Source organism: Arenibacter troitsensis (assembly GCF_900177645.1).
GTDB lineage: Bacteria > Bacteroidota > Bacteroidia > Flavobacteriales > Flavobacteriaceae > Arenibacter > Arenibacter troitsensis.
Window position 1 is genome coordinate 183,296 of the sequence record NZ_FXAO01000007.1, and the last position, 22,935, is coordinate 206,230.

The window sequence follows — 22,935 nt, forward strand, 5'->3', positions numbered from 1 at the left end:
ACGCAACAATAGAACTTTTATGACCGATTATTACAACTATATAAAAGCCTTGCACCTCATTTTTGTTGTTACTTGGTTTGCGGGCTTGTTCTATATACCCCGATTGTTTATCTACCATATCGAAGCGGATCAGAAACCGTCTCCGGAACGGGAGATTCTGAGCCATCAATTGAAATTGATGACCAAGAGATTGTGGTTTATCATAACTTGGCCTTCCGCCGTTTTAGCTACCTTCTTTGCTATATGGTTATTGTTTTTGTATCCGGCCTGGTTGCAACAACCTTGGATGCATATAAAACTTGCCTTTGTATTATTGCTGATAGCCTATCACTTAAAAAATCATCAGATATTTAAACAGTTGCAGCGCGATGAGGTGAAATACACTTCCAAATTTATGCGCATCTGGAACGAAGGGGCGACCTTAATTCTATTTGCAGTGGTTTTTTTGGTGATTTTAAAGGGCACCTTCAATTGGATTTTTGGTGTTGTCGGTATTATTGTGCTGGGAGTTCTATTAATGTTGGGCATAAGACTCTACAAACGTATCCGCGAAAAAAATCCGGAGGCCTAAGTACTACTTGACCTCATATGGATATCCGTTTTGGCGCGATAATTGTTACCTTTATGATTTAAAATCGATTTCAATTGTTGAGAAACATTTCCTTGCGTTCCCGAATTTTTATCTCCATGATTTTTTGGGTGGTAATTGCATTTGTTTTGATTGCATCGGTTACCATATACCAATACAGCGAGCAAAATAGGGATTACCATGCCGAACGTATGGAGCGTAAGGAGGAGCAGATCAAACAGAGTATAGATCTGGCACTTCAAAAGACTACTTTTCCCGTAACAACAGAGAACTTGGGCCATATTTTCCGTGATGAGATTTATGAGATTGCCCTAGTTCAGAATATTAATTTTAATATTTATGATCTCCAAGGCCAGCTAATTAAAAGTTCCAGGCCTAAATTTGAAGTGGATTCCATTTCTACCTGTTTGGATGCGGAAGTATTGAACCATTTGGCTTCCTCGCCCAACAAGAGATATGTGGAACAAAAATCGGCGGCAGGCTATAACTATCAGGCGTCCTATACCTACATAAGCGACAAAAGATTTAAGAATGTAGGAATATTAAACCTACCCTATTTTGAGGATAATTCATTTAATGACAAGGAGTTAAGGGAGATACTGTTAAGGCTAACAGGAGCTTATTTACTGTTGATGCTCTTGGCTATTGGCCTGGCCTATTTTATTTCCAAATATATCACTAGATCCTTGCAGACCATTTCGGAAAGGTTGAATCAGACCGACCTCACCAAAAGAAATGAAAAGATCATAGTGGAAAATCCCAGCGAGGAAATTGGGAAATTGATAACCTCTTACAACGAAATGATCGATGAACTGGAAATAAGCGCGGCAAAATTGGCAAAAGGGGAAAGGGAGCAAGCATGGCGCGAAATGGCAAAACAGGTGGCACATGAAATTAAGAATCCACTTACCCCTATGCGTTTAAGCGTGCAGAATTTTGAACGAAAGTTTAACCCTAATGATCCGGATATCGCAAAAAAGGTTTCTGAGTTTTCAAAAACATTGATTCAACAGATCGATACTATGAGCAGTATCGCTTCTGCTTTTTCCAATTTTGCCAATATGCCTGCCCAGCAAAACGAGACTTTAAATGTGGTGAAGATCGTAAAAATGGCCGTGGATATTTTTGATGAGAACTATATTCATTTTTTCTCCGAGGAAGAGGAAATAATAGCCAAATTAGATCGTACGCAATTGATTAGGGTGGTTACCAATCTGGTTAAAAATGCCACGCAGGCCATTGTAAATGTAGAGGCTCCCAAGGTTTTGGTAACCGTCTCCAGGGATGGGGATTTTGTAAAAATGACTGTGGAGGATAATGGTATGGGAATCTCAATGGAATCAAAGGAAAGGGTGTTCGAACCCAAGTTTACCACCAAGACCAGTGGTATGGGCCTTGGACTTGGGATGGTCAAGAATATTGTGGAAACTTACAAAGGAAGCATCAACTTTACTTCTGAACCTGGTAAAGGTACCGTTTTTACGGTGCGTTTTCCCATTGCTAATGAGGGCGTAAAAACATAGGCTCCTAGAGGCAAGTAGTGAATATTCAATATTTTAAGAATTTGAGAGGATAATTAATTTTAATGCTATGAAATACGAAAATTTACTTATTACTACAGACAAAGAGGTGGCCATTATTACCATAAATAGGCCTACCAAGTTAAATGCACTTAATAAGGCAACCATAGAAGAACTGCACCATGCCTTAAAGGATTTGGCGAAGGATAAGAAAGTGAAGGTGATTATTTTAACCGGATGCGGGGAGAAGGCGTTCGTGGCAGGGGCCGATATTTCCGAATTCGCCAATTTTTCCGAAAAGGAGGGCGCCAAATTGGCCGCTAAGGGCCAAAAACGATTGTTCAATTTTATAGAAAACCTCTCTACCCCGGTCATTGCGGCCATCAACGGATTTGCTTTGGGGGGAGGGTTGGAATTGGCCATGGCCTGTCATTTTAGGGTGGCCAGTCATAATGCCAGAATGGGCCTTCCCGAAGTTTCCCTAGGGGTTATACCAGGTTATGGGGGAACACAGAGATTACCACAGCTTATAGGTAGGGGCAGGGCCATGGAAATGATCTTAACGGCGGGCATGATCGATGCAGCCAAGGCATTGGAGTTCGGTTTGGTCAACTATGTGGTGGAACAGGAGCATCTCATGGATCTTTGTAAGAAATTTGCAGGTAAGATATCGAATAATTCACCTGTAGCGATCGGTTATGCAATAAAAGCCATAAATGCTGGTTTTAACAATAGTATTAACGGTTTCGAAGCGGAAATAGAGGCTTTTGGCAGTTGTTTTGGTACTTTGGATTTTAAGGAGGGAACCACTGCTTTTTTGGAAAAAAGAAAAGCCAATTTTCCGGGTGCTTAGAAAGATACCCTAAATAGTTTGTTATGAATATTGGGAAAAACCTTGTATTGCCGTGTTTCTTTTTATGCTTTTTTTTCCTTACACAGGCCCAGCAATTGCCTGTAAAATATAGTTTTGGAGAAAAATATAATGATAGGTATAAATATTCCAATTTGTTGGAAATTTCGGATGACGGAATGGGGGGCTCTATTTTGGTGCGTTCCTATTACACCGGTATAATCCTGAAGCCCAAAGGTTATTATATTGAGCATTACAATAAGGACTTGGAACTGGTAGGAGAGTATAATTACAAGCTAAAGGGGCTCGACTTTGTAAATGCATTTGTAAAGAACGGACAACTCAATATCCTGTTCTTGGATTATAATCTTGGCAAGGGTGCCTATGATTACGTGGTGCATAGAAGTCCATTGGACAATTTTAATTTTACCCAGGAAACCATTCTTTCCATACCCTCTCTGCCAGTAAACGATCCTCTGGACCATAATTACTATAGAAGGAATTTTTCATCAGGTTTTACTACAACGGCTTTTCTCAATGAGGATAAAACCGCAATCGCTATTAGTACCCATTATAAAAAAGGGAAAGAGGAAAAACACTTTGTATATCTTTTCAACAGTAGCTTGAACAAACTAATAGAATATGATTTTTCCGCAGAAATAGAAGAAAAGAACTATGCCTTTGAAAACATGGTTACTTCAAAAGATTTAAATCAAGTCTATCTGGTTGGTAAGGCGTATTATAAAAAGAAGCGTTTCGCGGCTACGGAACGCAAATTTCAATATGAATTATTGAAGGTTGCCAAGAACGGGGCCATTACACAGACTTTTGATGACCCTGGTAAATTTTCGGAAGCCTTAAAACCCATCATTGTAAACGATAAATTGATCTGCGTCGGATTTTATGCGGACAGAAAGGACAATAGATATAATGGCTTGGCCTATTTTGAACTGGATAGAAACTCCCTGGGCATCAAAACCAAAAAGTATAATGCCTTTTCCCAACAGTTTATGGAGGATAAGTTTGGTAGGGAAGACGACACGGAAATTAAAAATCTGGTCTTTAAGAATGTTAGCGTTACCAAGGATAATTCCATTCTTTTTAATGCGGAGGAATATTTTGTTACCTCCAGTGTGCAGCAGGACCCAACGGGTTCCAGGGTAAAAATAGAAAGGTTTCATTACAACGATATTGTCAGTGCCAAATTAAATTCGGAAGGAGATATTGTATGGGCAAGAAATATTAATAAGTCGGAGGTGACCCAAGGGGACGGGGCATATGCCTCCTACAGTTCCTGCGCCAGTGGAGATAATACCTATTATCTGATCAGCACGGCTGCAGAAAACCCACAATTGTTAAGTGGTGAAAGATTGGTTTTCAAACAGGGTCTTAGTCGTAACAGAAATGTATTTATGATCCAATTGGATAAGGAAGGTAAGATAAGTTATGAGAAGGTAATAGACGATCATGAAGCACGCCTTCCGTTAATGGTTTCCATGCCGTTGATAGACAAGGAAAACAGTAATATGCTTTATTATGCCAAAAGGGGGTCTAAAAAGCAATTGGTAAAAGTAGAGATCAACACCCCATAAAGACCCAGGGATCAGGATTGGCCTCCCGAATAGTATATGTTATGGTTCTTGCAGGGTCATTGGTTTATTGTCAAAACTGGAGTAACGCTTTGCGCCAGGGGGCAAGGGGCCTCTAACTTGTTGCCAATAATCTGTTCCGTATTCCTTATCTATGCCCAAGTATAAACTATCCAGTTGTTCTCCGGTAGGTTCAGTGGATCCGAGTTTTCTATAAAAATCACCAATCTTTTTTGCTATCTGTCCTTCTTGCGATTGCTGGTAAGTGGCCATTTCGGCGACCGACTTTTCAAATTCGGCTTTGGTCATGGGCATTAAGGGTGGTTGGGAAGGTCGATTGGCCAATTCAGGATTTGTGTCCATCAACGACGGAATTATGGAATCCCTTGGGTGTAATATAATGCTACCTTCCAATAAGTTGTATTTGTCAATAATAGCTTGTGCCTCTTCTATGCTAAAATTAATATCATTATTCCCATCCTTTTCTTGTTGGGCATATAAACCATAGGCTGTGGAAATAAATAATAATAATAGTATAAATCTGGTTGATCTAAAGTTCATCTGCACAAAATATATTACAACAATATAGCTATTATAATTTGCATATAGCAAGCGACTAATATTAAGAATTTCTTGCAGGATTAAATTTCATATCGAAGTGTATAGATTATTATTTGGATAATTTCCATAAATTTGGACAAAATCCATATATTGTGAAATCAAATGATTATATCAAGGGTCGAGGAGCCCAAAAAAACACGGACAATAGGTTTGCCCAATTCTCCAATGAATTAAGGGACGATTTTTTGGAATTCTGCCGTATTGAAGGGGAAATATCGGATCGCAATAAGACCCAGTATCTTCCCATCTTTCCAAAGACGATCGTAAACAAAGTAGATAGTCCCGATGTAGGTATGAATTATTCCCTCAATCCTTATCAGGGTTGCGAACATGGATGTATTTATTGTTATGCTAGAAATACCCACGAATATTGGGGTTATAGTGCTGGACTCGATTTTGAACGCAAGATTTTGGTCAAAAAGGACGCTCCGGCCTTATTGGAAGCTAAATTGAAAAGCCGAAGTTGGAAGGCGGCTACCATTGTACTCTCAGGGAATACGGACTGTTACCAACCTGCAGAACATCAATTTAAGATTACCAGGGCTTGTTTGGAAGTTTTTCTAAAGTACCGTCATCCTGTAGGTATAATTACCAAAAATGCACTGGTATTGAGGGATCTGGATATCCTGACTCCATTGGCGGCCGATAATTTGATAGGGGTAAATATTTCCGTAACCTCCTTGTCCGAAGAAACCCGGCGCATCCTGGAGCCTAGGACCGCAACTATTAAAAGGCGTTTGGAGACCATTCGCCATTTGTCCGAAAATCATATTCCCGTAAATGCCATGTTGGCGCCGATTATACCGGGTATCAACAGTCATGAAATTCTAAATTTGGCCAAAGCCGTATCCGATGCAGGTGCTCTTTCCTTTGGGTTTACCGTGGTTAGGCTCAATGGTGCCATAGGTCGGATATTTGAAGATTGGATAAGAAAGACTTTACCCGATAGGGCCAATAAGGTATTGCAACAGATAGCGGACTGCCATGGAGGTTCCCTAAACGACAGTCGATTTGGTATACGTAATAGAGGCGAAGGCAAAATTGCACAGCAAATTAAAGATATGGCTCATTTGGCGCGACAAAAATATTTTAAGGATAAAGTATTTCCAAAACTTAACACAGAGCTTTATGAAGCGCACAAGGGAGGTCAGTTGAAGTTATTTTAACACATGGACCTGGTTAACTTAGGAGCTGGTATGGACCATAAGCGTGCCTATAGGCCGATGTAAAATAAGTAGCAAGTTAAAATTATACCGAAAGGTATTTACATTGGTTGTCAGGCACTACCATTCCATTCCTTAAAGAATTGCTCCAAATAATCCATCATGAATTGATGTCTATTTTCTGCGAGTTTCTTGCCAGATTCAGTATTCATCTTGTCTTTTAGGAGCAGTAATTTTTCATAAAAATGATTTATGGAAGGGGCTTGGGATTTTTTGTACTCCTCCTTGCTCATTTGGAGGTTGGGGGCAATTTCAGGGTTATATATTTCCCTATTTTTATACCCACCGTAGTTAAAGGCACGGGCAATTCCAATGGCCCCGATGGCATCCAATCTATCGGCATCCTGTACTACCTGCAATTCTTTGGACGTAAATGAATTGTTAGGATCCAAACTGGACTTATAGGAAATGTTTTCAATTATTTTTACCACATGGTCTATGGCTTTTTTGTCTACCCCCAATGAGATTAAAAAATCCTTTGCCATCCGGGGGCCTACAGTTTCATCACCTCCATTAAACTTTGCATCTGCAATATCGTGTAGTAATGCACCTAGACTAACTACCAGTACATCTACCTTTTCATCTTTTGCTATAAGAAGGGTATTCTTAAAGACGCGTTGGATATGGAACCAATCGTGTCCTCCTTCGGCGCCCTTCAGTGTTTCTTTAACAAAGGTAATGGTTTCTTCAACGATTTGGGTATTGGTCATGTAGTTGTAATTACGGCCTTGGTTATGGTTTTTTCAATTTTTTCTATGAGCACTTCCACATCGCCTTTGTTTTCCAATGGTTTGTGCACCTCAAAGCTTAAGTGATTGCCAATTCCATAGGGAAACTTGCCATATTTTAGCATTTTCCAGGAATTGTTGATACTAATTGGTATAATTAGGGCTGAAGGCGCCTTCTTTAAAAGAACTTTTAATCCTGTAGTGTGAAATTTTTTCGGTTGTCCGTTCTTGCTTCTGGTGCCTTCCGGGAATATGACTGCGGAACGCTTGTATTTCTCAATATAACCGCCCAGTTTTGCTATTTCCGTTAAGGACTGCCTACTGTCCTTTCTGTTGATGAGTACCGAACCACCATGTCTTAGGTTATAGGATACACTGGGTATTCCTTTACCCAATTCCATCTTACTCACAAATTTGGGGTGATGTTTTCGCATGTACCAAATAATGGGGGGAATATCGTGCATACTTTGATGGTTGAGCACAATTATGGCCGGTCTATCTGTTGGTATATTATGTGGGTTGATAAAGGTGTATCGGGTGCCAAGAACATGGGTACAGCGTAGGAGGCAGAGGTTTAATAGGGCCACACTTTTTCTGTGCGCATTATAGCCGAACCCATTGAAGCAGACCCATTGAATGGGATGGAACAGGAGCAATGTTAGCCCAAATAATATGAGGTAAAGGGCAGACAATGGAAAAGCCAATACTTTTTGCATGGTACAAAAATAAAAAACCGCTCTTTTACAAAGCGGTTTCATTCAAGAATATTTACTCGATAATCGAGATTAAAATTCTCCGACGCTTAGGCCGAAATCTAAAATATGGGTTCTTTCAATGCTTCAGGGGCTTGCCCCGAGGTAGTTTACTGAGTATTAATGGGGTAAGGCCACATTAACAAAATTCATTGTAAGCTTCCATTAAATTCTCTGCAATTACTTCTGCAGGTCTACCTTCAATATGATGACGTTCTATCATATGTACCAATTCCCCGTCCTTGAACAGGGCCATACTTGGTGAAGATGGAGGAAAAGGAATCATCGCATTCCTTGCGGCATTAACGGCCTCAGTGTCTACACCAGCAAAAACAGTTACCAAATGGTTTGGTTTTTTTGAATTCTGAAGACTCATTTTGGCAGCAGGTCTTGCATTGGCAGCAGCACATCCGCAAACCGAATTGACCACTACCAGGGTAGTTCCTTCTTTACTGAGGGCACTTTTAACCTCATCGGCCGTATATAGTTCTTCAAAACCCGCTACTGCTAGGTCTTGTCTCATAGGTTTTACTAATTCTGCAGGATACATAGTATATATTTTTATTCGATTATTGATAAAGTTTTCAAAGATAACCATTTTAGAACATCCTCACTAAATACCTTAACTTTTCATTAGAGCTTCTTTTGTACCTTAAAATTATATCTTTGCCAAAATTTGAAATAAAGATGATTAAATGGTTTGCCGCAATTTTGGGGTATTATGTCTTTAGATTTCCCGGGGCTATCCTGGGATTTATTATTGGTAGCTTTTTCGATAATATGAAAAGCTCTGGCAGTGGGGGAGGGCGCTCAGTGTTTAGGGATATTACTCAACAGCATGTATCTCCAGCCGATTTCGAGATCAATTTACTTTCCCTCTGTTCCATTGTCATAAAGGCGGACGGTTCCGTTAGCCAGACCGAGATGGATTATGTACGCCGATATTTTGTAAGTACCTATGGTAAGGATAAGGCCAATGCTATCTTTAGGACCTTTAATGAGGTTGTTAAAAAAAGGGAGGTTTCCGCAGAACGTATATGCAACTTTTTAAATCAACGCACCAGATACGAAGTAAGGCTTCAGTTATTGCATTTTTTGTTTGGGATAGCCCAGGCCGATGGCACTTTGCGTCCAGCTGAAATCGATAAAATTTCGGAAATAGCACGATATTTTAGGGTGAGCAATATAGATTTTGAAAGTATTAAGGCCATGTTTATCAAATCGGCCGACAATGCCTACAAAATATTGGAAATTGAAAAATCGGCAACGGATGAGGAAGTTAAAAAGGCTTACAGGACCATGGCCAAAAAGTATCATCCGGATAGGGTAAATACCGAAAATGAAGCTATTAAGAAAGGGGCCGAAGAAAAGTTTAAGGAAGTTCAAAAAGCTTATGAGATAATTCAACAGGAAAGAGGTCTTTAGGGCACGTATTAATAATCTAAACGTTATTCTGGATAATGGGGAATTTTTGGTTTTACATTCAGATGGGATTGGAGCATGTATTGGATTTGGATGCTTATGACCATATTTTGTTCTTGGCAGCCCTAGCGGTTCCTTTTACCTTTGCCAACTGGAAAAAAATATTGGTGCTTGCCACTATTTTTACAATAACGCATTGCGCCTCCCTTGCCCTATCCGTTTATGGAATATTGTTGGTTGATGTTGGATTGATAGAGTTTCTAATTCCTATTACCATATTCTTTACCGCCATACATAATCTATTTCATGCCAAAAAATTAGCGGCGCATAGGAATATGGTCCTTTATAGTGTTGCAACAGGTTTCTTTGGTCTAGTTCATGGCTTTGGATTTTCCAATTATTTTAAAATGCTAATGGCCGGGGAAGAGGAAAAAATCTCTCCCTTATTGGGCTTTGCTACAGGGATAGAATTTTCCCAAATATTGATTCTGCTGGCAGTATTGAGTGCCAATTATATCGTTAGATCTTTATTTGCTGTAAAGCAGCACCTTTTTACCCAGGTAATGTCGATTATTATCCTGTTTATTACAATACCTATGTTGTTTGCAACGTTTCCTTGGTAGGCTTTGGCTAAATCTTAACCTTTAGGAATTGTATGGGTTGCGGGTAGCAGCTATCTTGCTAAGGAAAAGTGATTTATTCCCAATTGGCTAATATGTTCAATAAAAAGTTCCCGTACCTTTGTAAAAACGAACAATGGGTTTGGCACCAAGGGGGTTCATGAACATTTAAATGGGAGTTCGGCTCATGGATTAATGGGAAATATCAACGGATGAAGGAACGTAAACAGGAAAAGTACGATAAGGCTTATTTGCGAATGGCCAGTGAATGGGGCAAACTCTCGTATTGCAAGCGCAAACAAGTAGGGGCCATAATTGTAAGGGATAGGATGATTATTTCCGATGGATACAATGGAACCCCTACTGGCTTTGAAAATATTTGCGAGGACGAAGAAGGATATACCAAATGGTATGTACTTCATGCCGAAGCCAATGCCATATCCAAAGTAGCTTCTTCCACTCAGTCCTGTGAAGGTGCCACGTTGTACATAACATTGTCACCTTGCAAGGAATGTAGTAAACTAATACACCAATCTGGCATAAAACGTGTAGTATATCAGACGGCGTATAAAGATAGCTCAGGGTTGCAATTTCTTGAAAAGGCGGGAGTGCAGCTGGTTCATCTGCCCATAATTGAAAACGTTTAATTGCTATTTTGAATCATGAAAAGAAAAAATTCCTACTTATGGCCCACAATAATTGCCTTGGCATTGGCCGCAGGTATTTTCGTGGGTGGAAAATTGAATTTTAATGATTCACCTGAGAAGCTTTTTACTACCAATTCAAAAAAAGATAAGCTTAACAGATTAATAGATTATATAGACTACGAGTATGTAGACGACATTAACACGGATAGTATTGTAGATGTTACCGTAAATAATATATTGGAGAAATTGGATCCCCATTCGGTATATATACCCAAACAAGAGATGGATAAAGTCTCCGAGAATATGAAGGGCGATTTTGTAGGCATAGGAGTTAATTTCTATATGTACAAGGATACCATTTCCGTGATTAGAACCATTGAAGACGGACCAAGTTTTCTAAAGGGACTTCAACCTGGAGACAGGATTTTAATGGCGGATAATGATACTTTATATGGGGAGAACATCCCCAATAACCTGGTGGTGGAAAAACTAAAGGGCAAAAAGGGTACTCCGGTAAGATTGCAGGTTTACAGAAAGGATGACAATAAAACCTTTAGCGTAAACATTAAGCGGGATGTGGTTCCCATAAAAAGTGTAGAGGCCTACTATATGCTTACCAAGGATATGGGCTATATTAAGGTAAATCGTTTTGCAGAATCAACTTATAAAGAGTTTAAGACGGCCTTAAGGAAATTGGAGGCCCAAGGAGCTAAAAAATTAACCTTGGATCTAAGGGATAACCCAGGTGGATATCTGGGCATAGCCGAACAAATGGCAGATGAGTTTTTGGCAGACGGAAAATTGATCTTGTTCACCAAAAACAAAAAAGGTAAGATAGATAAGGTCTTTGCCACCAAAAAAGGCGATTTTGAGGATAAGCCCGTGTACGTTTTAATTAATGAGCGTTCCGCCTCTGCCAGTGAGATCATAGCCGGATCCTTACAGGATAATGATATAGGCACTATTGTTGGGCGCAGGTCTTTTGGAAAGGGTCTTGTGCAGCGCGAAATGGATTTGGGGGACGGTTCTGCCGTGCGCTTGACCGTATCCAGATATTATACCCCTACCGGACGTTCCATTCAGAAATCGTACGACAAGGGAAACAAGGATTATTATCAGAAATTTACCGATCGCTTCCACAGTGGGGAACTAATTTCTGTAGACAGTATAAAAGTAGCCGATTCCTTAAAGTTTAAAACCCCAAAAGGTAAGGTGGTTTATGGCGGGGGAGGTATTATCCCTGATGTATTTGTACCCATTGGTTCCAATGAATCGGAGTATTTTGAGAGTTTGGAAAATTTGGGATTCCTATCCTATTTTGTATTTGAGCATTTGGATGGCAACAGGGCCCAGTACAAAGGCTATTCCAAGGAGGAATTTGTTAATAATTTTAGGGTAGATGATATTCTGTTCGAGGTTTTTATAGATTATTGTCTGGCCAGAAATATTAAGATGGACTTCTACGCTTTCGAGGACAAGATAAAACTATATATCAAGGCTACCTTGGCAGAACAATTGTTCGACCCCAATGTCTATGCCCAAATAAAGAGTGGCGGGGACGACATGTTAAAGAAGGTGCTGGAATTGGATAAACCAACTATAAGCCAAAAAGAGGCAGATAGAATTGAATCCAACAACTAGTCCTGCTCAATTTTTTTCTGGATTTTCTTCGAAGTACTGTAAATCAGTAAAAGGGCTATGGCACATAGGGCGGCCAATATTCCTATAAGGGCTATTATGCTATTTCCCTGAAAAGGTTCCTTAAAATCCACCAAGGTCACGTTATAGGCTATTAATCCCAATCCCAATACAATGAGTACTACTATTACAATTTTGTTCATCAGATCAATTTCATTAAAGTTTAAAATAACTGGTTGATATTCGAGGTAAATAGCTTCACAGCGATGGCCAAAAGAATAACACCAAATATTTTTCGGATAACATTTAGTCCGTTTTTGCCTAAAATATGTTCTATTCGCCTAGAGGATTTCAGGACAAAGTATACAAAAATAACATTTATTATAATGGCCACAATGATATTCTCTACGTAGTATTCCGCCCTCAATGAGAGCAAGGTAGTAACCGTTCCGGCACCGGCAATCAAAGGAAAAGCGATAGGCACTATAGAAGCACTTTCGGGTTGATCGTCCCTGTAAAGTGTGATTCCCAAAATCATTTCTATGGCCAAAAAAAAGATTATAAAAGATCCGGCAACGGCAAAAGAATTCACATCGATTCCTATTAAATTCAGGATTTCTTCCCCAACAAACAAGAAGGCTACCATGATGCAGGCCGACACAACAGAGGCCTTGCCAGATTGGATATGTCCTACCTTGTTCCTTAAGGATATTATGATGGGAATGCTCCCAATGATATCTATTACTGCAAAAAGTACCATACTGGCAGTAACTATTTCCCGAAAATTAAAATTGAATTCCATAATAAAAAATAATCCTGGTTTCTAATATACGAGTTTCGCCTTTCCGCGCCAAGACGCGGCAAATTTACGTTTAATTGGGGGTATTTGGATTTATTTACAGGAAATTATATTCCTTAAAGAATTATATTTGTCGCCTAATAAAATGATATGTTCCAACTTGGAAAAACAATAGTGTCGGAGGAAATCATTGAGAACGATTTCGTTTGTAATTTGAATGCCTGTAAAGGTGCCTGTTGTGTTGATGGTGAGGCCGGAGCTCCCCTTGAAGATAAGGAAACAGAGATTTTGGTAGACATTTATAGTAGGGTAAAACCCTTTTTGCGGCCCGAAGGTATTGCTGAGATAGAAAAACAAGGAGCCTTTATTAGAGGTGAGGATGGTGAATGGGAAACGCCCTTGGTGAATGGCAGTGAATGTGCCTATGTAATTTTTGACGACAAAGGAATTACAAAATGTGGCCTGGAAGAGGCATATAATCAAGGCGCTACCAAGTGGAAAAAGCCTGTTTCATGCCATTTGTACCCCATCCGGGTAAGGGAATATTCGGAACTCACTGCTGTGAACTATCACAAATGGGAAATCTGCGATCCTGCTTGCTCCTTGGGTAATGAGCTTAAAGTGCCTATTTACAAATTTGTAAAGGAGGCCTTGATTCGAAAGTTCGGCAAAAAATGGTATTCGGAATTGGAACAAATTGCTTTAGAGCACACTAATGGGTAGGGATGTGTAGTACCACTTTGGTGCCTAAGGCCACCTTATTGGAATCATACAGATCAATTATTTCTACCTGAAATGAATTTTCGAAGTCTTTGGAGAAATTGGCCAACCTTTCCTTGGTAATATCGATGCCAATGGACTTTCGCTTTAAGAATTTGCTTTCCTTTATCCTTTCGGAGGCCTCCCGACCAACACCGTTGTCGGTAATGCTTATTTGAATAAACTTTTCATTTTCCCGGCTAACGTGCAGATGGATCTTTTTTTCTCCCTCTTTGGAGGAAAGCCCGTGCCAGAGCGCATTTTCCAGAAAGGGCTGTAGAATTAAAGAAGGAATCTTAACCGTATGCTCATCAATGGTTTCATCTACCCGCACTGTAAAGTTTATCTCGTGCGAAAATCTAATGTTTTCAATGTTCATGTATAGGTCAATGGTCTCCAATTCATCGGCCAGGGATATTTCTTTTAATGAGGAAGCTTCCAGAATTTTGCGGACCAGCTTAGAAAATTTATTAAGGTAGTGTACTGCATTTTTCTTTTCATTATTAATGATGTAAAGTTTTATGGAATTTAGGGAATTGAACAAAAAATGAGGGTTCATTTGGCTGCGCAACATACTTTGCTCCAGAGTTAGGATCTGTTTTTCATTTTTCAACTCTTTCTGCCTATATAATATGTAAAGGATAAAAGTTAGAAGGGCCATTCCCAAGGCTCCAATGATCAGGGTGTTTGTTTTTTTACGAAGCCGTAGGTTCATAAATTCGTTTTCCCTGGCCAAGGCCTCTATTTGATTGGTCTTTTTTTCGGTTTCATATTTTATGATCAAATCGTTGATATAACGGCGATTGACCTCACTATTAATGTCTTCGTTAAATTTTTCAGCCAGTTGGTAGTATTCCAAAGCATTTTGGTATTCGCCTTTATAGGTGTATAGTTTGGATAAGTAATTATAGGCATGGGCAATATAACTTGGTAATTGATGTTTTTTGGACATTTCCAGTCCGTTCACAAGGTATTTTTCCGATTCTGTATATTGTCTTAATTCCATTAGGGCCCAGCCCATATTGATGTTTATGGCTGCTATAACCGTCTTGTCCCCCAAGGCTTCAGCGGCCAATAGGTTGGGTTCAAGAATTTCCAACGCCTGTGTTAATTTGTTCTGCTTTATGTAGATTTGGGCTATACTATTCTTACAAATGACCCTGCCCTTATCACTGTCAATTTCATTATTGTAGTCCAAGGAGGTTCTGTAATAGTGCAGTGCTTCCTCCAACTCCCCTTTGTATTCCAGGCATTCCCCAATATTCTGATAATTAATGGCAAGTCCCAATTTATTGCCAAGCTCCTTTTCCAAAGCCATCGACTTCTTAAATTGAGCAATGGCTATATCGTATTGTTTTAGAATGGAATATAGGTTGCCTATACTATTTAGGGAAACGTTTATACTTCTTTTTAGTCCGTCTGAAGGATTGGCTTCCGACTCCGCCAATTCCAAAGCCTCTTGGTTGTAATCCAAGGCTATTTTAATAGCATCGCTCCTTCTGTAGACCACGCCCAACATATTTAAACTATAGACCCGGAATTCTAGATTGTTGGCGTCCAAAGCCGCTTGCAATGCCTGTTCATGGAGTGCAACAGCCTTTGTGTAATCTGAAATGTTCCTGTATTTCCTTCCAAGTTGATTTAGGGCATAGGACTGTCCTATGTAATATTTTTTTCGGGCAGATTCCATATCAAAAAAGCGCATATAGGTAGTATCACTTCTTTTGGGTTTTAAAATGGAATCCAATTCTTGATAGGTTACCGGTGCAGCCTTAATGAGGCTATCCGTAATCCTTTTAAATTCTTCTGAAACTTTCTGGGAATGGGCCGGGGAAAGTGAAAGGGAGGTAAAAACTAAAAAAAAAAAGAAGCGGCCTGTATTTAAGAATGAAAGTCGACAAAAGATGGATATAATTAAGGAGGGAAAATTCATAATGATAGATTATATTAAATCTAGAAAGTCGGACTTTTTCTGTCTTGACACAGGTATTTTATGGTTGGATTGCAAAATTACGTAACCATCTGTTTTAAGAAATTCCTTTATTTTATTGAGGTTGATGATAAAGGAATTATGAATTCTAAAAAAAGTATCCTTGGGCAATATCTGATTTACCTCCTTTAATTTTTTGGTAAGCAAAATCTTTTGTCCATCACTTAAAAACAAGGTGCTGTAATTGCCATCAGATTCTGCAAAAAGAATTTCATCGCTTTGTAAAAATAATAATTTCCCATCGGTATTAATAGTGATCTTTTTTTGAAGCGAATCGGAATTGAACTTCAAAAGTATCTTTTCCAACTTTTCCGCTGTATAATTTTTGCTGTTGAACTTTTTTATTTTGGCGATGGTGGCATTTAGATCATCTGTATCTATCGGTTTCAGAAGATAATCTATTGCTTCATTCTTCAGCGCTTTTATCGCATATTGGTTATAGGCAGTGGTGATAACTACCGGAAATTCCTTGTTCTGCAATTTCTGAATAAATTGAAATCCGTCCATTGTGGGCATTTCTATATCCAAGAATAAACAATCTGGAGGATACTGCTCCAAATATTTTAAAGCCTCAAAAGGGTCAGTGAAGGAGGCCACCACTTTAATTTCATCACTAAAGTTGGTTAGCTCCCAAGACAGACTCTGAAGGGCTTTAATTTCGTCGTCTACTAAAACTGCTTCTAACATAGTAAAGGAAAGATACTCAAAATTAGAAATATAGTTCGTTAAGCTTTTAATATTTTGTGTCAATGGAATTGAATTGAGTATAGTTGGTGCTTATTGGATTAAGATTGGGCCTTTTGGGAAGATATATGTATGAATAATTGGTTTTTGTGGGAAAGGTTTGTCTAACTGCTTAATTTTCCTAATGTCATTTATACAGGAAATTTTACCATTTACACAATTACGGATTGTGGGTACTAACATTTCGTATACATTTGATTCACCAATTATTTTCTTATTAAGGATATAGTGAAACCAAAACCCAGGAGATGAATAAATGTATAGCCTTTTTTATCGTTTTAGTTTTAGTCCTTGTTGTAGCTGTTCTTACGGACAATGAGCGTGCTACTTCCCATGAAAACAATTTTGTGGAACACAAAGTAGATACAAATAAGAGTGGTCCACTTGTAGACAATAAAGCGGTAGCAGGCCGGAGGTATTAAGGATTTAGTATGGAACATATAGTGGTAATCCATGAATAATAAATAACATTCAATGACCATAATTATTAACAATTAAAATTAACTGCCAAAAAAAGTGCGGTCCTGTAGGATTTTTTTAAACACGAACATGTCATTGTTGCAAAACTATCCGAAGGATGTGTATGTAAATTTGAAAAACACAATCAACTTGTAGGTTTTGGAATTCGCATAGTATTTAGGTTTCGGGGGAACTACCTAGAGCATGTGTTTCCGATTCTAGTAATTCATAAACTCATTGCATCGGTTGGATCGCACCAATTTGGTTTTTTTTACTTCTCCCAATCAATTTGGGGTCATGGGCAGATCCTCCCAGGTTGTGGTACTAAAGTGGCCTATATTCCTTAAAGAATAATTTCATTGATTACTTCCGGGATATATCTTATCTTGTATCTAACCAATCAGGATGGAACCCACCGTGGAAAAGATAAAATCAACAAATCATATCTTCATCTTATTTGTTGGCGCAATATGTTTTATATCTGCGCAATTTCTTTATTCCCAAGATCAAATCAAATTTAGACAGCTCTCTGTAAATGACGGACTTTCACAGAACAGCGCCGTATCCATTGCCCAGGACAGTATAGGGTTTATGTGGATAGCCACGCAGGATGGTCTTAACAAATACGATGGCAATACATTCAGTATTTACCCTTTTACGTTTGTTGATGTTACTAGGGCCACACATAGTTATTTAGGGAAGGTATATGTGGATAGGAAGGGTCATGTATGGGCCATACCCAATGATCGAATCCCTTATAAACTGGAAACCCAGTCCAATGTTTTTGTTCCTCTTCAAGGAATTAACGATGCAAGTTCCATTTTTATGGATGAGGATTATAATCTATGGATAGGTACTTACTCCAATGGACTGTTTGTAAAAAGAGCGGATAAGGAAGGGGTTAGTCAAATATTTTCATCCAACATTGCCGGGGGTACTATATATAATATAACCCAAAATGATATGGGGGCCCTTTTATTGAGCATGGACAATGAAATTGTGGAATATGATTACAACAAGTTGCGTCTGCGGAAATTAAAGGCCAAAACAGCAACTGGCAATCCGGTATATACCAATTATAGTGATATTGTAATAGATAAGCAGTCTAAGCAATGGATAGGTACCTTCGGCGCCGGACTTTATTTTAGGAATTCAGGGGAGGGAGTGTTTAGCCGTCTGGAGGATATGGACTTTAAGGACAGCCTGCCATCGGATTTGAACATAACCGACCTGCATCTGGATGCAATGGAAAGACTATGGGTTGCCACCTATGGGCAGGGGCTATACCTAGTTAATTTTGAGCAGCTATCCATTGCACATTTTAATACGGCCAAGCACAATCCTACGGCACTTCACTACAATGATATATTGAGTATCTATGAAGATTATTCAGGAACACTATGGTTTGGTACGGATGGGGCTGGGGTGAGTTATTACGATCAATATTTGGAAAAATTTAATTCTTTTACTGATTATCAGACACCAGAGAATATTAGTATAGATGTTGTTAGGTCTATAGTGGTAGATAGGGAGAATTCTGTTTGGATTGGGACTTCCGGTAAAGGACTAACCCAGTATATCCCAGAAGACGACCGTTGGAGGACCTTTAAGGCGGGAGCTAAAAATGAAAATACCATTTCTTCCGATCGTGTCATGAGTTTAATGATAGACAAAGAGGGTAATTTATGGATAGGAACCCAGGACGGCGGTCTTAATATGCGCGACCCCCAAGGGGAATTTTTACATTTTTCCGATTTTAATGAAAATGTTCTATCGGCGAATACCATTTGGTCTATTTATCAAGATGATGAGGATCGGATTTGGCTGGGCACCCGTGACGATGGCCTAATTCAGTTTGATAAGGTTAAGGGTGAAGTAAAAAGGTATGATTACGATCCCAATCTTCAAAACGGTATACCTAGTAATAATGTCAGGGTCGTTACCTCGGATGGTAAAGGAAATTTGTGGATTGGAACGGAGGGCCATGGAATTTCAAAGTTCAATATTAGGGAGGAGACCTTTACGAACCATCAATTTGCAACCACAGAAAACTCTTTATCAAGCAATAGGATAAAAAGCCTGTATTATGCACCCAATGATATACTTTGGATCGGCACCAATGGTTCAGGACTGAATGCATACGACATTGAAAATAACCTGTTTTATGAATATAGTGTAAGGGATGGTTTGGCCAATAATGTGATTTACGGAATATTGCCAGATAATGAAGGGTCCCTATGGCTAAGCTCCAATAAAGGTATAACCAAATTTACCCCTGCCGCTACTTTCGAAGCTGCGCCCAGTATTGTGAATTATAACAATTACGAAGGTTTGGCTACAGAATTTAATACCGGTGCGTATTTTAAGGATGGGAATGGCAATCTTTATTTTGGTGGATTGGATGGTTTCTATTGGTTTAAACCAAATAAGATTAAGGAAAATACCATAGTGCCAAAAATTGCGATCACTGGATTTGATGTGTATAATGCGGCTTTTCCAATTACCGAGGGGCTTGCTTTGAAAGCCAATCAGAACACACTATCCTTTAGCTTTTCCGGACTTCAATTTTCACTTCCTGAGAAGAACCAATATCAATATAGATTGGTGAACTTTGATAGTGATTGGGTGTATGCAGGGCAAAAGAACTTTGCACGTTATACACGTCTGCCCCCCGGTAATTACGAATTTCAAGTAAAGGCCAGTAATTATGATGGGGTTTGGAACAATGATCCGGTTGGATTTTCCTTTTCCATTATGTCGCCATGGTACTTGACACCTATGGCCAAATTTTCTTATGTAATCCTGTTTTTATTGCTGGCCTATGGCATATATAGTTACTTAAAATGGCAATGGCAATTACAATTGAACCTTCGTTTGAAAATGGAAGAGACCGAACGGTTTAAAAAATTAAATCGCTTTAAATCAAAGTTGTATACCGATATTTCCCATGAATTCCGAACTCCCCTCACCCTAATTTCTGGACCTGTGGATGCTAAATTATCCCGAGGTGGGCTGTCTGATATGGATTTTGCCAATTTTTCCATGATCAAGAGGAATATCAATCGTTTAATAGCCTTGGTGGATCAACTGCTGCATTTGGCAAAGTTGGAGAAAGGTAAATTAAAATTAAAAATTTCCAAGGGCGATATGGGCCTCTTTTTAGGAATGCTAACTACTTCTTTTAGGTATAGGGCCAGTATAAGGAAAGTAGATTATGTGGTGGAAATAGATGACTTAAGGTCTGTTTGGTTTGATGAGGATGCATTGGAAAAAATTATCATCAATCTTCTTTCCAATGCATTTAAATATGTAAGTGAAGGAGGAAATTGTCAGTTCATGGCCAGGAAGGATGGCGGAAATGTTCAGATCAGTGTAAAAAATACCGTGTCGCAATATTCAGAAGTGGATCTGGAAAATCTCTTTACCCGTTTCTATCAGCAGGATGAACATTCCGAAGGTGCCGGTGTGGGGCTAGCCGTGGTAAAGGAATTGGTGAATTTGTATCAAGGAACCGTTTCCGTGGAAATGGAGGAGCCAAAGTTGATCCACTTTACCGTGAATTTGCCCATAAGGAAATCCCATTTTAAAAACTTGGAAGTCGTGGAATTGTTGGACCCAGTGGCCGAGGCTGGATCAAACCCGGATTTCAATGGCCATGTTGTATCAATACCCAATGCCAGTAAAGTGAATGGGCCCAGTGAACTCCCTATTCTATTAATTGTTGATGATCATAAGGAGATACGGGAATTTCTGGATTCGGCTTGGAAGACTAGGTACAAGATTATAGGGGCGATCAATGGTTTGGAAGGAATCAAAACCGCTTTGGAAGTGGTTCCGGATATTATAATCTCGGATGTACGCATGCCCCTTGGGGATGGAATAGAACTATGTAATAAATTAAAGACCGATGAACGGACCAGTCATATCCCCATAATTTTGTTGACTGCCGGGGTAGGCGAAGAACAGGAGCTTCTTGGATTGGACTCCGGGGCAGATGATTTTATAACCAAGCCCTTTAAATTAAAGATATTACAAGCAAGGGTGGACAACCTTATTGCAAACCGAAAAATGTTGCGGAACCGATATAGCCATGAGTCAATTTTGGAGGCCAAGGACATAGCAATTACCCCAACGGATGAAGTGTTCTTAAATAAGTTGCAAAGCGTGTTGGATGATCATCTGTCGGATCCTAACTTTAATGCGGAGGCCTTTTGTGAAAAATTGACCATGAGCCGTATGCAGCTTCATAGGAAACTTTTGACCTACACCGGACTTTCTACAACTGCCTTTATAAGATCGCAACGCTTAAAACAGGCTGTTCATATCTTAAAAACCTCGGATGTGTCGATAAGTGAAATAGCCTATGCTGTTGGATTCAATACGCCTTCCTATTTTATTAAGTGCTTTAAAGAAATCTACAAAATGACCCCGGTGGAATATCTTCAAAATACCGACTAGTTGAGTTTCATTTTAAGTTAAAAATTTAATGACGTATTGAGAATTTAGCGTATTGTTTGTACGATCCAATTTTGAATTTTCAGTTTCTTGGGGGTTATAAAAATGCCCTGAAAGAGGTCAAAGTAAGAATTAGTAGCGGTGGGTTTGTTCTTGGAAAAATGGCCAATTGTCGGTGCCGTTTTATGGCCATTTTAAGCTTGATTCTCAAACTTTCCCTGCTTAGTTACATTTATGGCATACTTAGTTACAATGGAAATATTCTTATTTATGGTCAATAGATAGCTTAGCTGTGCTGAAATATGTAATAACGGCACAAGAATGAAAACACAACTAGCCGTAATTGGCTTGATATTGCTTTTGGGTAGCTCATGTACCAAGGAGGCAACAAATTTTGGAAAATCGGATTGTTATTGGAATATCAAAAATGAATTGGACCAATAGGATATGGAAAATCTAGCCGATATTATGAATTACGAGGATGAGGATGGGAATAGGTCATCCTATAAGGTCTGTTTGCATAGAAGGCAATATACGGAGGAATATTTAGGGAAACTTAAGTCGAAAAAAAGTTTGATTATTCGTGATTATTGTCACGAACTCACAGGAGAAGAAATATTGGAGTTGGATGCTGAGGTTACCAATAAAATTATTGACTTGGAAAAGGCTCTTGATCTCGAAGAGGGGGTGTATGATTGTGAAAATATGTACAATAATAAATAATGGGCTAGTGCTGCATAAAGGAAAAGAGGCCGGTGATCTATAGTTGTGTTCGGGTACATTTGGAAGGCGGGATAAGAGTTCTAAGTTAGGAAGCTGAACCTTGCGAACTGCTTACTACTACTGCCGGTGGAATACTTTTTTTGAGGTAGAAACCGTAACTTTTCTTCCTGCATGTTACATTTATTGCATACTTTGTTACATATTGGATATTCTTTTTGGGGGAATCAAGATATATTTGGAGTGTAGATGATTATATAGTACATCTGCCGGAATCAAGGCTTTAGGGACTTGTATTTAAATTGTTAGGATATACATGAACATTATAATTTCCATTTGGTTAAAACCTGGTGCGAAGTGTCAAAATACTATATTAACTCAAACTCCACTATTATGACAATTTCAAATATCAAAGCAGTAAGCTTAGTTTTTTTTGCAATGATTGCAATTTCGGTATTTATGATCTTGGCCGCATTGTCTCTATAATTTTTTGTACTACTATATCAATAGAGAAAGACCAATAACCGGATACCTGGCCATATAAACCAATGGTTGGTTTTAGGTAATGAGGAAGATAAACCAAAGAGTATGTTTTTATATACTTTTTGGTTTATTTTTTTGGGATATTTTTTTCATGGAAACCATTGGTATTTTTTTTGTTTCACTATATACTATAAAGGTAATGAACATCACTTGCGAGGCAACATTTCAACATTTTGTGTTAAAAACTTTGTGGTTAATAATGATTATTGGGCTTTAGTTATTGTTGGTATTTTGCAATCTTTGTTATCTCCTATCGAGGGCAAATTT

General features: G+C 38.9%; 22 protein-coding genes. 14 read left to right on the forward strand and 8 right to left on the reverse strand.

What is annotated here, in order from left to right:
* Positions 1-19 precede the first annotated feature (19 nt).
* The 4 genes from B9Y87_RS16255 to B9Y87_RS16270 all read left to right on the forward strand — a co-directional run bounded on the left by B9Y87_RS16255 (position 20) and on the right by B9Y87_RS16270 (position 4,551).
* Positions 20-571 (forward strand): CopD family protein, encoded by a 552-nt coding sequence (locus tag B9Y87_RS16255; protein ID WP_085500030.1) that lies wholly within the window; start codon positions 20-22, stop codon positions 569-571.
* Between the two features lie 116 nt (positions 572-687).
* On the forward strand, positions 688-2,112 hold the full coding sequence (locus tag B9Y87_RS16260; protein WP_085500031.1) for a sensor histidine kinase: 1,425 nt from the start codon (positions 688-690) through the stop codon (positions 2,110-2,112).
* A 67-nt stretch (positions 2,113-2,179) separates the two neighbouring features.
* The gene (locus B9Y87_RS16265) at positions 2,180-2,962 is read left to right on the forward strand and encodes an enoyl-CoA hydratase/isomerase family protein (RefSeq protein WP_085500032.1); all 783 of its coding nucleotides are present in this window, start codon (positions 2,180-2,182) and stop codon (positions 2,960-2,962) included.
* Between the two features lie 23 nt (positions 2,963-2,985).
* On the forward strand, positions 2,986-4,551 hold the full coding sequence (locus B9Y87_RS16270) for a hypothetical protein (protein WP_085500033.1): 1,566 nt from the start codon (positions 2,986-2,988) through the stop codon (positions 4,549-4,551).
* 39 nt (positions 4,552-4,590) lie between these two features.
* On the opposite strand, the gene B9Y87_RS16275 is transcribed toward B9Y87_RS16270, so the two are convergent.
* Positions 4,591-5,109: a hypothetical protein gene (locus tag B9Y87_RS16275; RefSeq protein ID WP_085500034.1), complete on the reverse strand. Its 519-nt coding sequence runs from the start codon at positions 5,107-5,109 to the stop codon at positions 4,591-4,593.
* Positions 5,110-5,261: 152 nt separating this feature from the next.
* Between B9Y87_RS16275 and B9Y87_RS16280 the strand changes: the two genes are divergently transcribed.
* Positions 5,262-6,335 (forward strand): PA0069 family radical SAM protein, encoded by a 1,074-nt coding sequence (locus B9Y87_RS16280; protein WP_085500169.1) that lies wholly within the window; start codon positions 5,262-5,264, stop codon positions 6,333-6,335.
* A 110-nt stretch (positions 6,336-6,445) separates the two neighbouring features.
* Here B9Y87_RS16280 and B9Y87_RS16285 read toward each other — a convergent pair whose 3' ends face one another.
* The 3 genes from B9Y87_RS16285 to B9Y87_RS16295 form a co-directional block, all read right to left on the reverse strand.
* Positions 6,446-7,102 (reverse strand): HD domain-containing protein, encoded by a 657-nt coding sequence (locus B9Y87_RS16285; protein ID WP_085500035.1) that lies wholly within the window; start codon positions 7,100-7,102, stop codon positions 6,446-6,448.
* Positions 7,099-7,836, reverse strand: a complete 738-nt coding sequence (locus B9Y87_RS16290; RefSeq protein ID WP_085500036.1) for a lysophospholipid acyltransferase family protein — start codon at positions 7,834-7,836, stop codon at positions 7,099-7,101. The genes B9Y87_RS16285 and B9Y87_RS16290 overlap by 4 nt, the downstream gene beginning before the upstream one ends.
* 175 nt (positions 7,837-8,011) lie before the next feature.
* On the reverse strand, positions 8,012-8,422 hold the full coding sequence (locus B9Y87_RS16295; RefSeq protein ID WP_085500170.1) for a BrxA/BrxB family bacilliredoxin: 411 nt from the start codon (positions 8,420-8,422) through the stop codon (positions 8,012-8,014).
* A 137-nt stretch (positions 8,423-8,559) separates the two neighbouring features.
* Between B9Y87_RS16295 and B9Y87_RS16300 the strand changes: the two genes are divergently transcribed.
* The 4 genes from B9Y87_RS16300 (at position 8,560) to B9Y87_RS16315 (ending at position 12,202) form a co-directional block, all read left to right on the forward strand.
* Complete coding sequence (locus B9Y87_RS16300; RefSeq protein ID WP_085500037.1) at positions 8,560-9,297, forward strand: tellurite resistance TerB family protein; 738 nt, start codon at positions 8,560-8,562, stop codon at positions 9,295-9,297.
* 35 nt (positions 9,298-9,332) lie between these two features.
* The gene (locus tag B9Y87_RS16305; protein WP_085500038.1) at positions 9,333-9,917 is read left to right on the forward strand and encodes a HupE/UreJ family protein; all 585 of its coding nucleotides are present in this window, start codon (positions 9,333-9,335) and stop codon (positions 9,915-9,917) included.
* 209 nt (positions 9,918-10,126) lie between these two features.
* On the forward strand, positions 10,127-10,561 hold the full coding sequence (locus B9Y87_RS16310; RefSeq protein ID WP_085500039.1) for a deoxycytidylate deaminase: 435 nt from the start codon (positions 10,127-10,129) through the stop codon (positions 10,559-10,561).
* A gap of 15 nt (positions 10,562-10,576) precedes the next feature.
* Positions 10,577-12,202, forward strand: coding sequence for a S41 family peptidase (locus B9Y87_RS16315; protein ID WP_085500040.1), 1,626 nt, complete (start codon positions 10,577-10,579; stop codon positions 12,200-12,202).
* On the opposite strand, the gene B9Y87_RS16320 is transcribed toward B9Y87_RS16315, so the two are convergent.
* Together B9Y87_RS16320 and B9Y87_RS16325 are read right to left on the reverse strand one after the other, a co-directional pair.
* Positions 12,199-12,402 (reverse strand): hypothetical protein, encoded by a 204-nt coding sequence (locus tag B9Y87_RS16320; protein WP_085500041.1) that lies wholly within the window; start codon positions 12,400-12,402, stop codon positions 12,199-12,201. The genes B9Y87_RS16315 and B9Y87_RS16320 overlap by 4 nt on opposite strands.
* A 20-nt stretch (positions 12,403-12,422) precedes the next feature.
* Positions 12,423-13,001: a MarC family protein gene (locus B9Y87_RS16325; RefSeq protein WP_085500042.1), complete on the reverse strand. Its 579-nt coding sequence runs from the start codon at positions 12,999-13,001 to the stop codon at positions 12,423-12,425.
* 147 nt (positions 13,002-13,148) lie between these two features.
* Between B9Y87_RS16325 and B9Y87_RS16330 the strand changes: the two genes are divergently transcribed.
* The gene (locus B9Y87_RS16330; protein ID WP_085500043.1) at positions 13,149-13,721 is read left to right on the forward strand and encodes a DUF3109 family protein; all 573 of its coding nucleotides are present in this window, start codon (positions 13,149-13,151) and stop codon (positions 13,719-13,721) included.
* On the opposite strand, the gene B9Y87_RS16335 is transcribed toward B9Y87_RS16330, so the two are convergent.
* On the reverse strand, positions 13,711-15,690 hold the full coding sequence (locus tag B9Y87_RS16335) for a tetratricopeptide repeat protein (protein ID WP_085500044.1): 1,980 nt from the start codon (positions 15,688-15,690) through the stop codon (positions 13,711-13,713). The two genes, B9Y87_RS16330 and B9Y87_RS16335, sit on opposite strands and share 11 nt — an antisense overlap.
* Before the next feature lie 9 nt (positions 15,691-15,699).
* Complete coding sequence (locus B9Y87_RS16340; protein WP_072859978.1) at positions 15,700-16,434, reverse strand: LytR/AlgR family response regulator transcription factor; 735 nt, start codon at positions 16,432-16,434, stop codon at positions 15,700-15,702.
* Between the two features lie 305 nt (positions 16,435-16,739).
* On the opposite strand from B9Y87_RS16340, the gene B9Y87_RS21980 reads away from it, so the two are divergent.
* From B9Y87_RS21980 to B9Y87_RS16355, 4 genes are all read left to right on the forward strand, one after another.
* Positions 16,740-16,913 carry a hypothetical protein gene (locus tag B9Y87_RS21980; protein ID WP_176225650.1) on the forward strand — a complete coding sequence of 58 codons (174 nt, stop codon included), beginning with the start codon at positions 16,740-16,742 and terminating at the stop codon, positions 16,911-16,913.
* 442 nt (positions 16,914-17,355) lie between these two features.
* Entirely contained in the window at positions 17,356-21,408 is a 4,053-nt protein-coding gene (locus B9Y87_RS16345; RefSeq protein ID WP_085500045.1) for a two-component regulator propeller domain-containing protein, read from the forward strand.
* 318 nt (positions 21,409-21,726) lie between these two features.
* Positions 21,727-21,849: a hypothetical protein gene (locus B9Y87_RS22335; protein WP_262483187.1), complete on the forward strand. Its 123-nt coding sequence runs from the start codon at positions 21,727-21,729 to the stop codon at positions 21,847-21,849.
* A gap of 3 nt (positions 21,850-21,852) precedes the next feature.
* Complete coding sequence (locus tag B9Y87_RS16355) at positions 21,853-22,128, forward strand: hypothetical protein (RefSeq protein WP_085500047.1); 276 nt, start codon at positions 21,853-21,855, stop codon at positions 22,126-22,128.
* Positions 22,129-22,935: the final 807 nt, after the last annotated feature.

Bases quoted from the DNA above. Each gene is read 5' to 3' on its own strand.
- B9Y87_RS16255 (WP_085500030.1), top strand. From the start codon at position 20: ATGACCGATTATTACAACTATATAAAAGCCTTGCACCTCATTTTTGTT.
- B9Y87_RS16260 (WP_085500031.1), top strand. From the start codon at position 688: ATGATTTTTTGGGTGGTAATTGCATTTGTTTTGATTGCATCGGTTACC.
- B9Y87_RS16265 (WP_085500032.1), top strand. From the start codon at position 2,180: ATGAAATACGAAAATTTACTTATTACTACAGACAAAGAGGTGGCCATT.
- B9Y87_RS16270 (WP_085500033.1), top strand. From the start codon at position 2,986: ATGAATATTGGGAAAAACCTTGTATTGCCGTGTTTCTTTTTATGCTTT.
- B9Y87_RS16275 (WP_085500034.1), bottom strand. From the start codon at position 5,109: ATGAACTTTAGATCAACCAGATTTATACTATTATTATTATTTATTTCC.
- B9Y87_RS16285 (WP_085500035.1), bottom strand. From the start codon at position 7,102: ATGACCAATACCCAAATCGTTGAAGAAACCATTACCTTTGTTAAAGAA.
- B9Y87_RS16290 (WP_085500036.1), bottom strand. From the start codon at position 7,836: ATGCAAAAAGTATTGGCTTTTCCATTGTCTGCCCTTTACCTCATATTA.
- B9Y87_RS16295 (WP_085500170.1), bottom strand. From the start codon at position 8,422: ATGTATCCTGCAGAATTAGTAAAACCTATGAGACAAGACCTAGCAGTA.
- B9Y87_RS16300 (WP_085500037.1), top strand. From the start codon at position 8,560: ATGATTAAATGGTTTGCCGCAATTTTGGGGTATTATGTCTTTAGATTT.
- B9Y87_RS16305 (WP_085500038.1), top strand. From the start codon at position 9,333: ATGGGGAATTTTTGGTTTTACATTCAGATGGGATTGGAGCATGTATTG.
- B9Y87_RS16310 (WP_085500039.1), top strand. From the start codon at position 10,127: ATGAAGGAACGTAAACAGGAAAAGTACGATAAGGCTTATTTGCGAATG.
- B9Y87_RS16315 (WP_085500040.1), top strand. From the start codon at position 10,577: ATGAAAAGAAAAAATTCCTACTTATGGCCCACAATAATTGCCTTGGCA.
- B9Y87_RS16320 (WP_085500041.1), bottom strand. From the start codon at position 12,402: ATGAACAAAATTGTAATAGTAGTACTCATTGTATTGGGATTGGGATTA.
- B9Y87_RS16325 (WP_085500042.1), bottom strand. From the start codon at position 13,001: ATGGAATTCAATTTTAATTTTCGGGAAATAGTTACTGCCAGTATGGTA.
- B9Y87_RS16330 (WP_085500043.1), top strand. From the start codon at position 13,149: ATGTTCCAACTTGGAAAAACAATAGTGTCGGAGGAAATCATTGAGAAC.
- B9Y87_RS16335 (WP_085500044.1), bottom strand. From the start codon at position 15,690: ATGAATTTTCCCTCCTTAATTATATCCATCTTTTGTCGACTTTCATTC.
- B9Y87_RS16340 (WP_072859978.1), bottom strand. From the start codon at position 16,434: ATGTTAGAAGCAGTTTTAGTAGACGACGAAATTAAAGCCCTTCAGAGT.
- B9Y87_RS21980 (WP_176225650.1), top strand. From the start codon at position 16,740: ATGAATAAATGTATAGCCTTTTTTATCGTTTTAGTTTTAGTCCTTGTT.
- B9Y87_RS16345 (WP_085500045.1), top strand. From the start codon at position 17,356: ATGGAACCCACCGTGGAAAAGATAAAATCAACAAATCATATCTTCATC.
- B9Y87_RS22335 (WP_262483187.1), top strand. From the start codon at position 21,727: ATGAAAACACAACTAGCCGTAATTGGCTTGATATTGCTTTTGGGTAGC.
- B9Y87_RS16355 (WP_085500047.1), top strand. From the start codon at position 21,853: ATGGAAAATCTAGCCGATATTATGAATTACGAGGATGAGGATGGGAAT.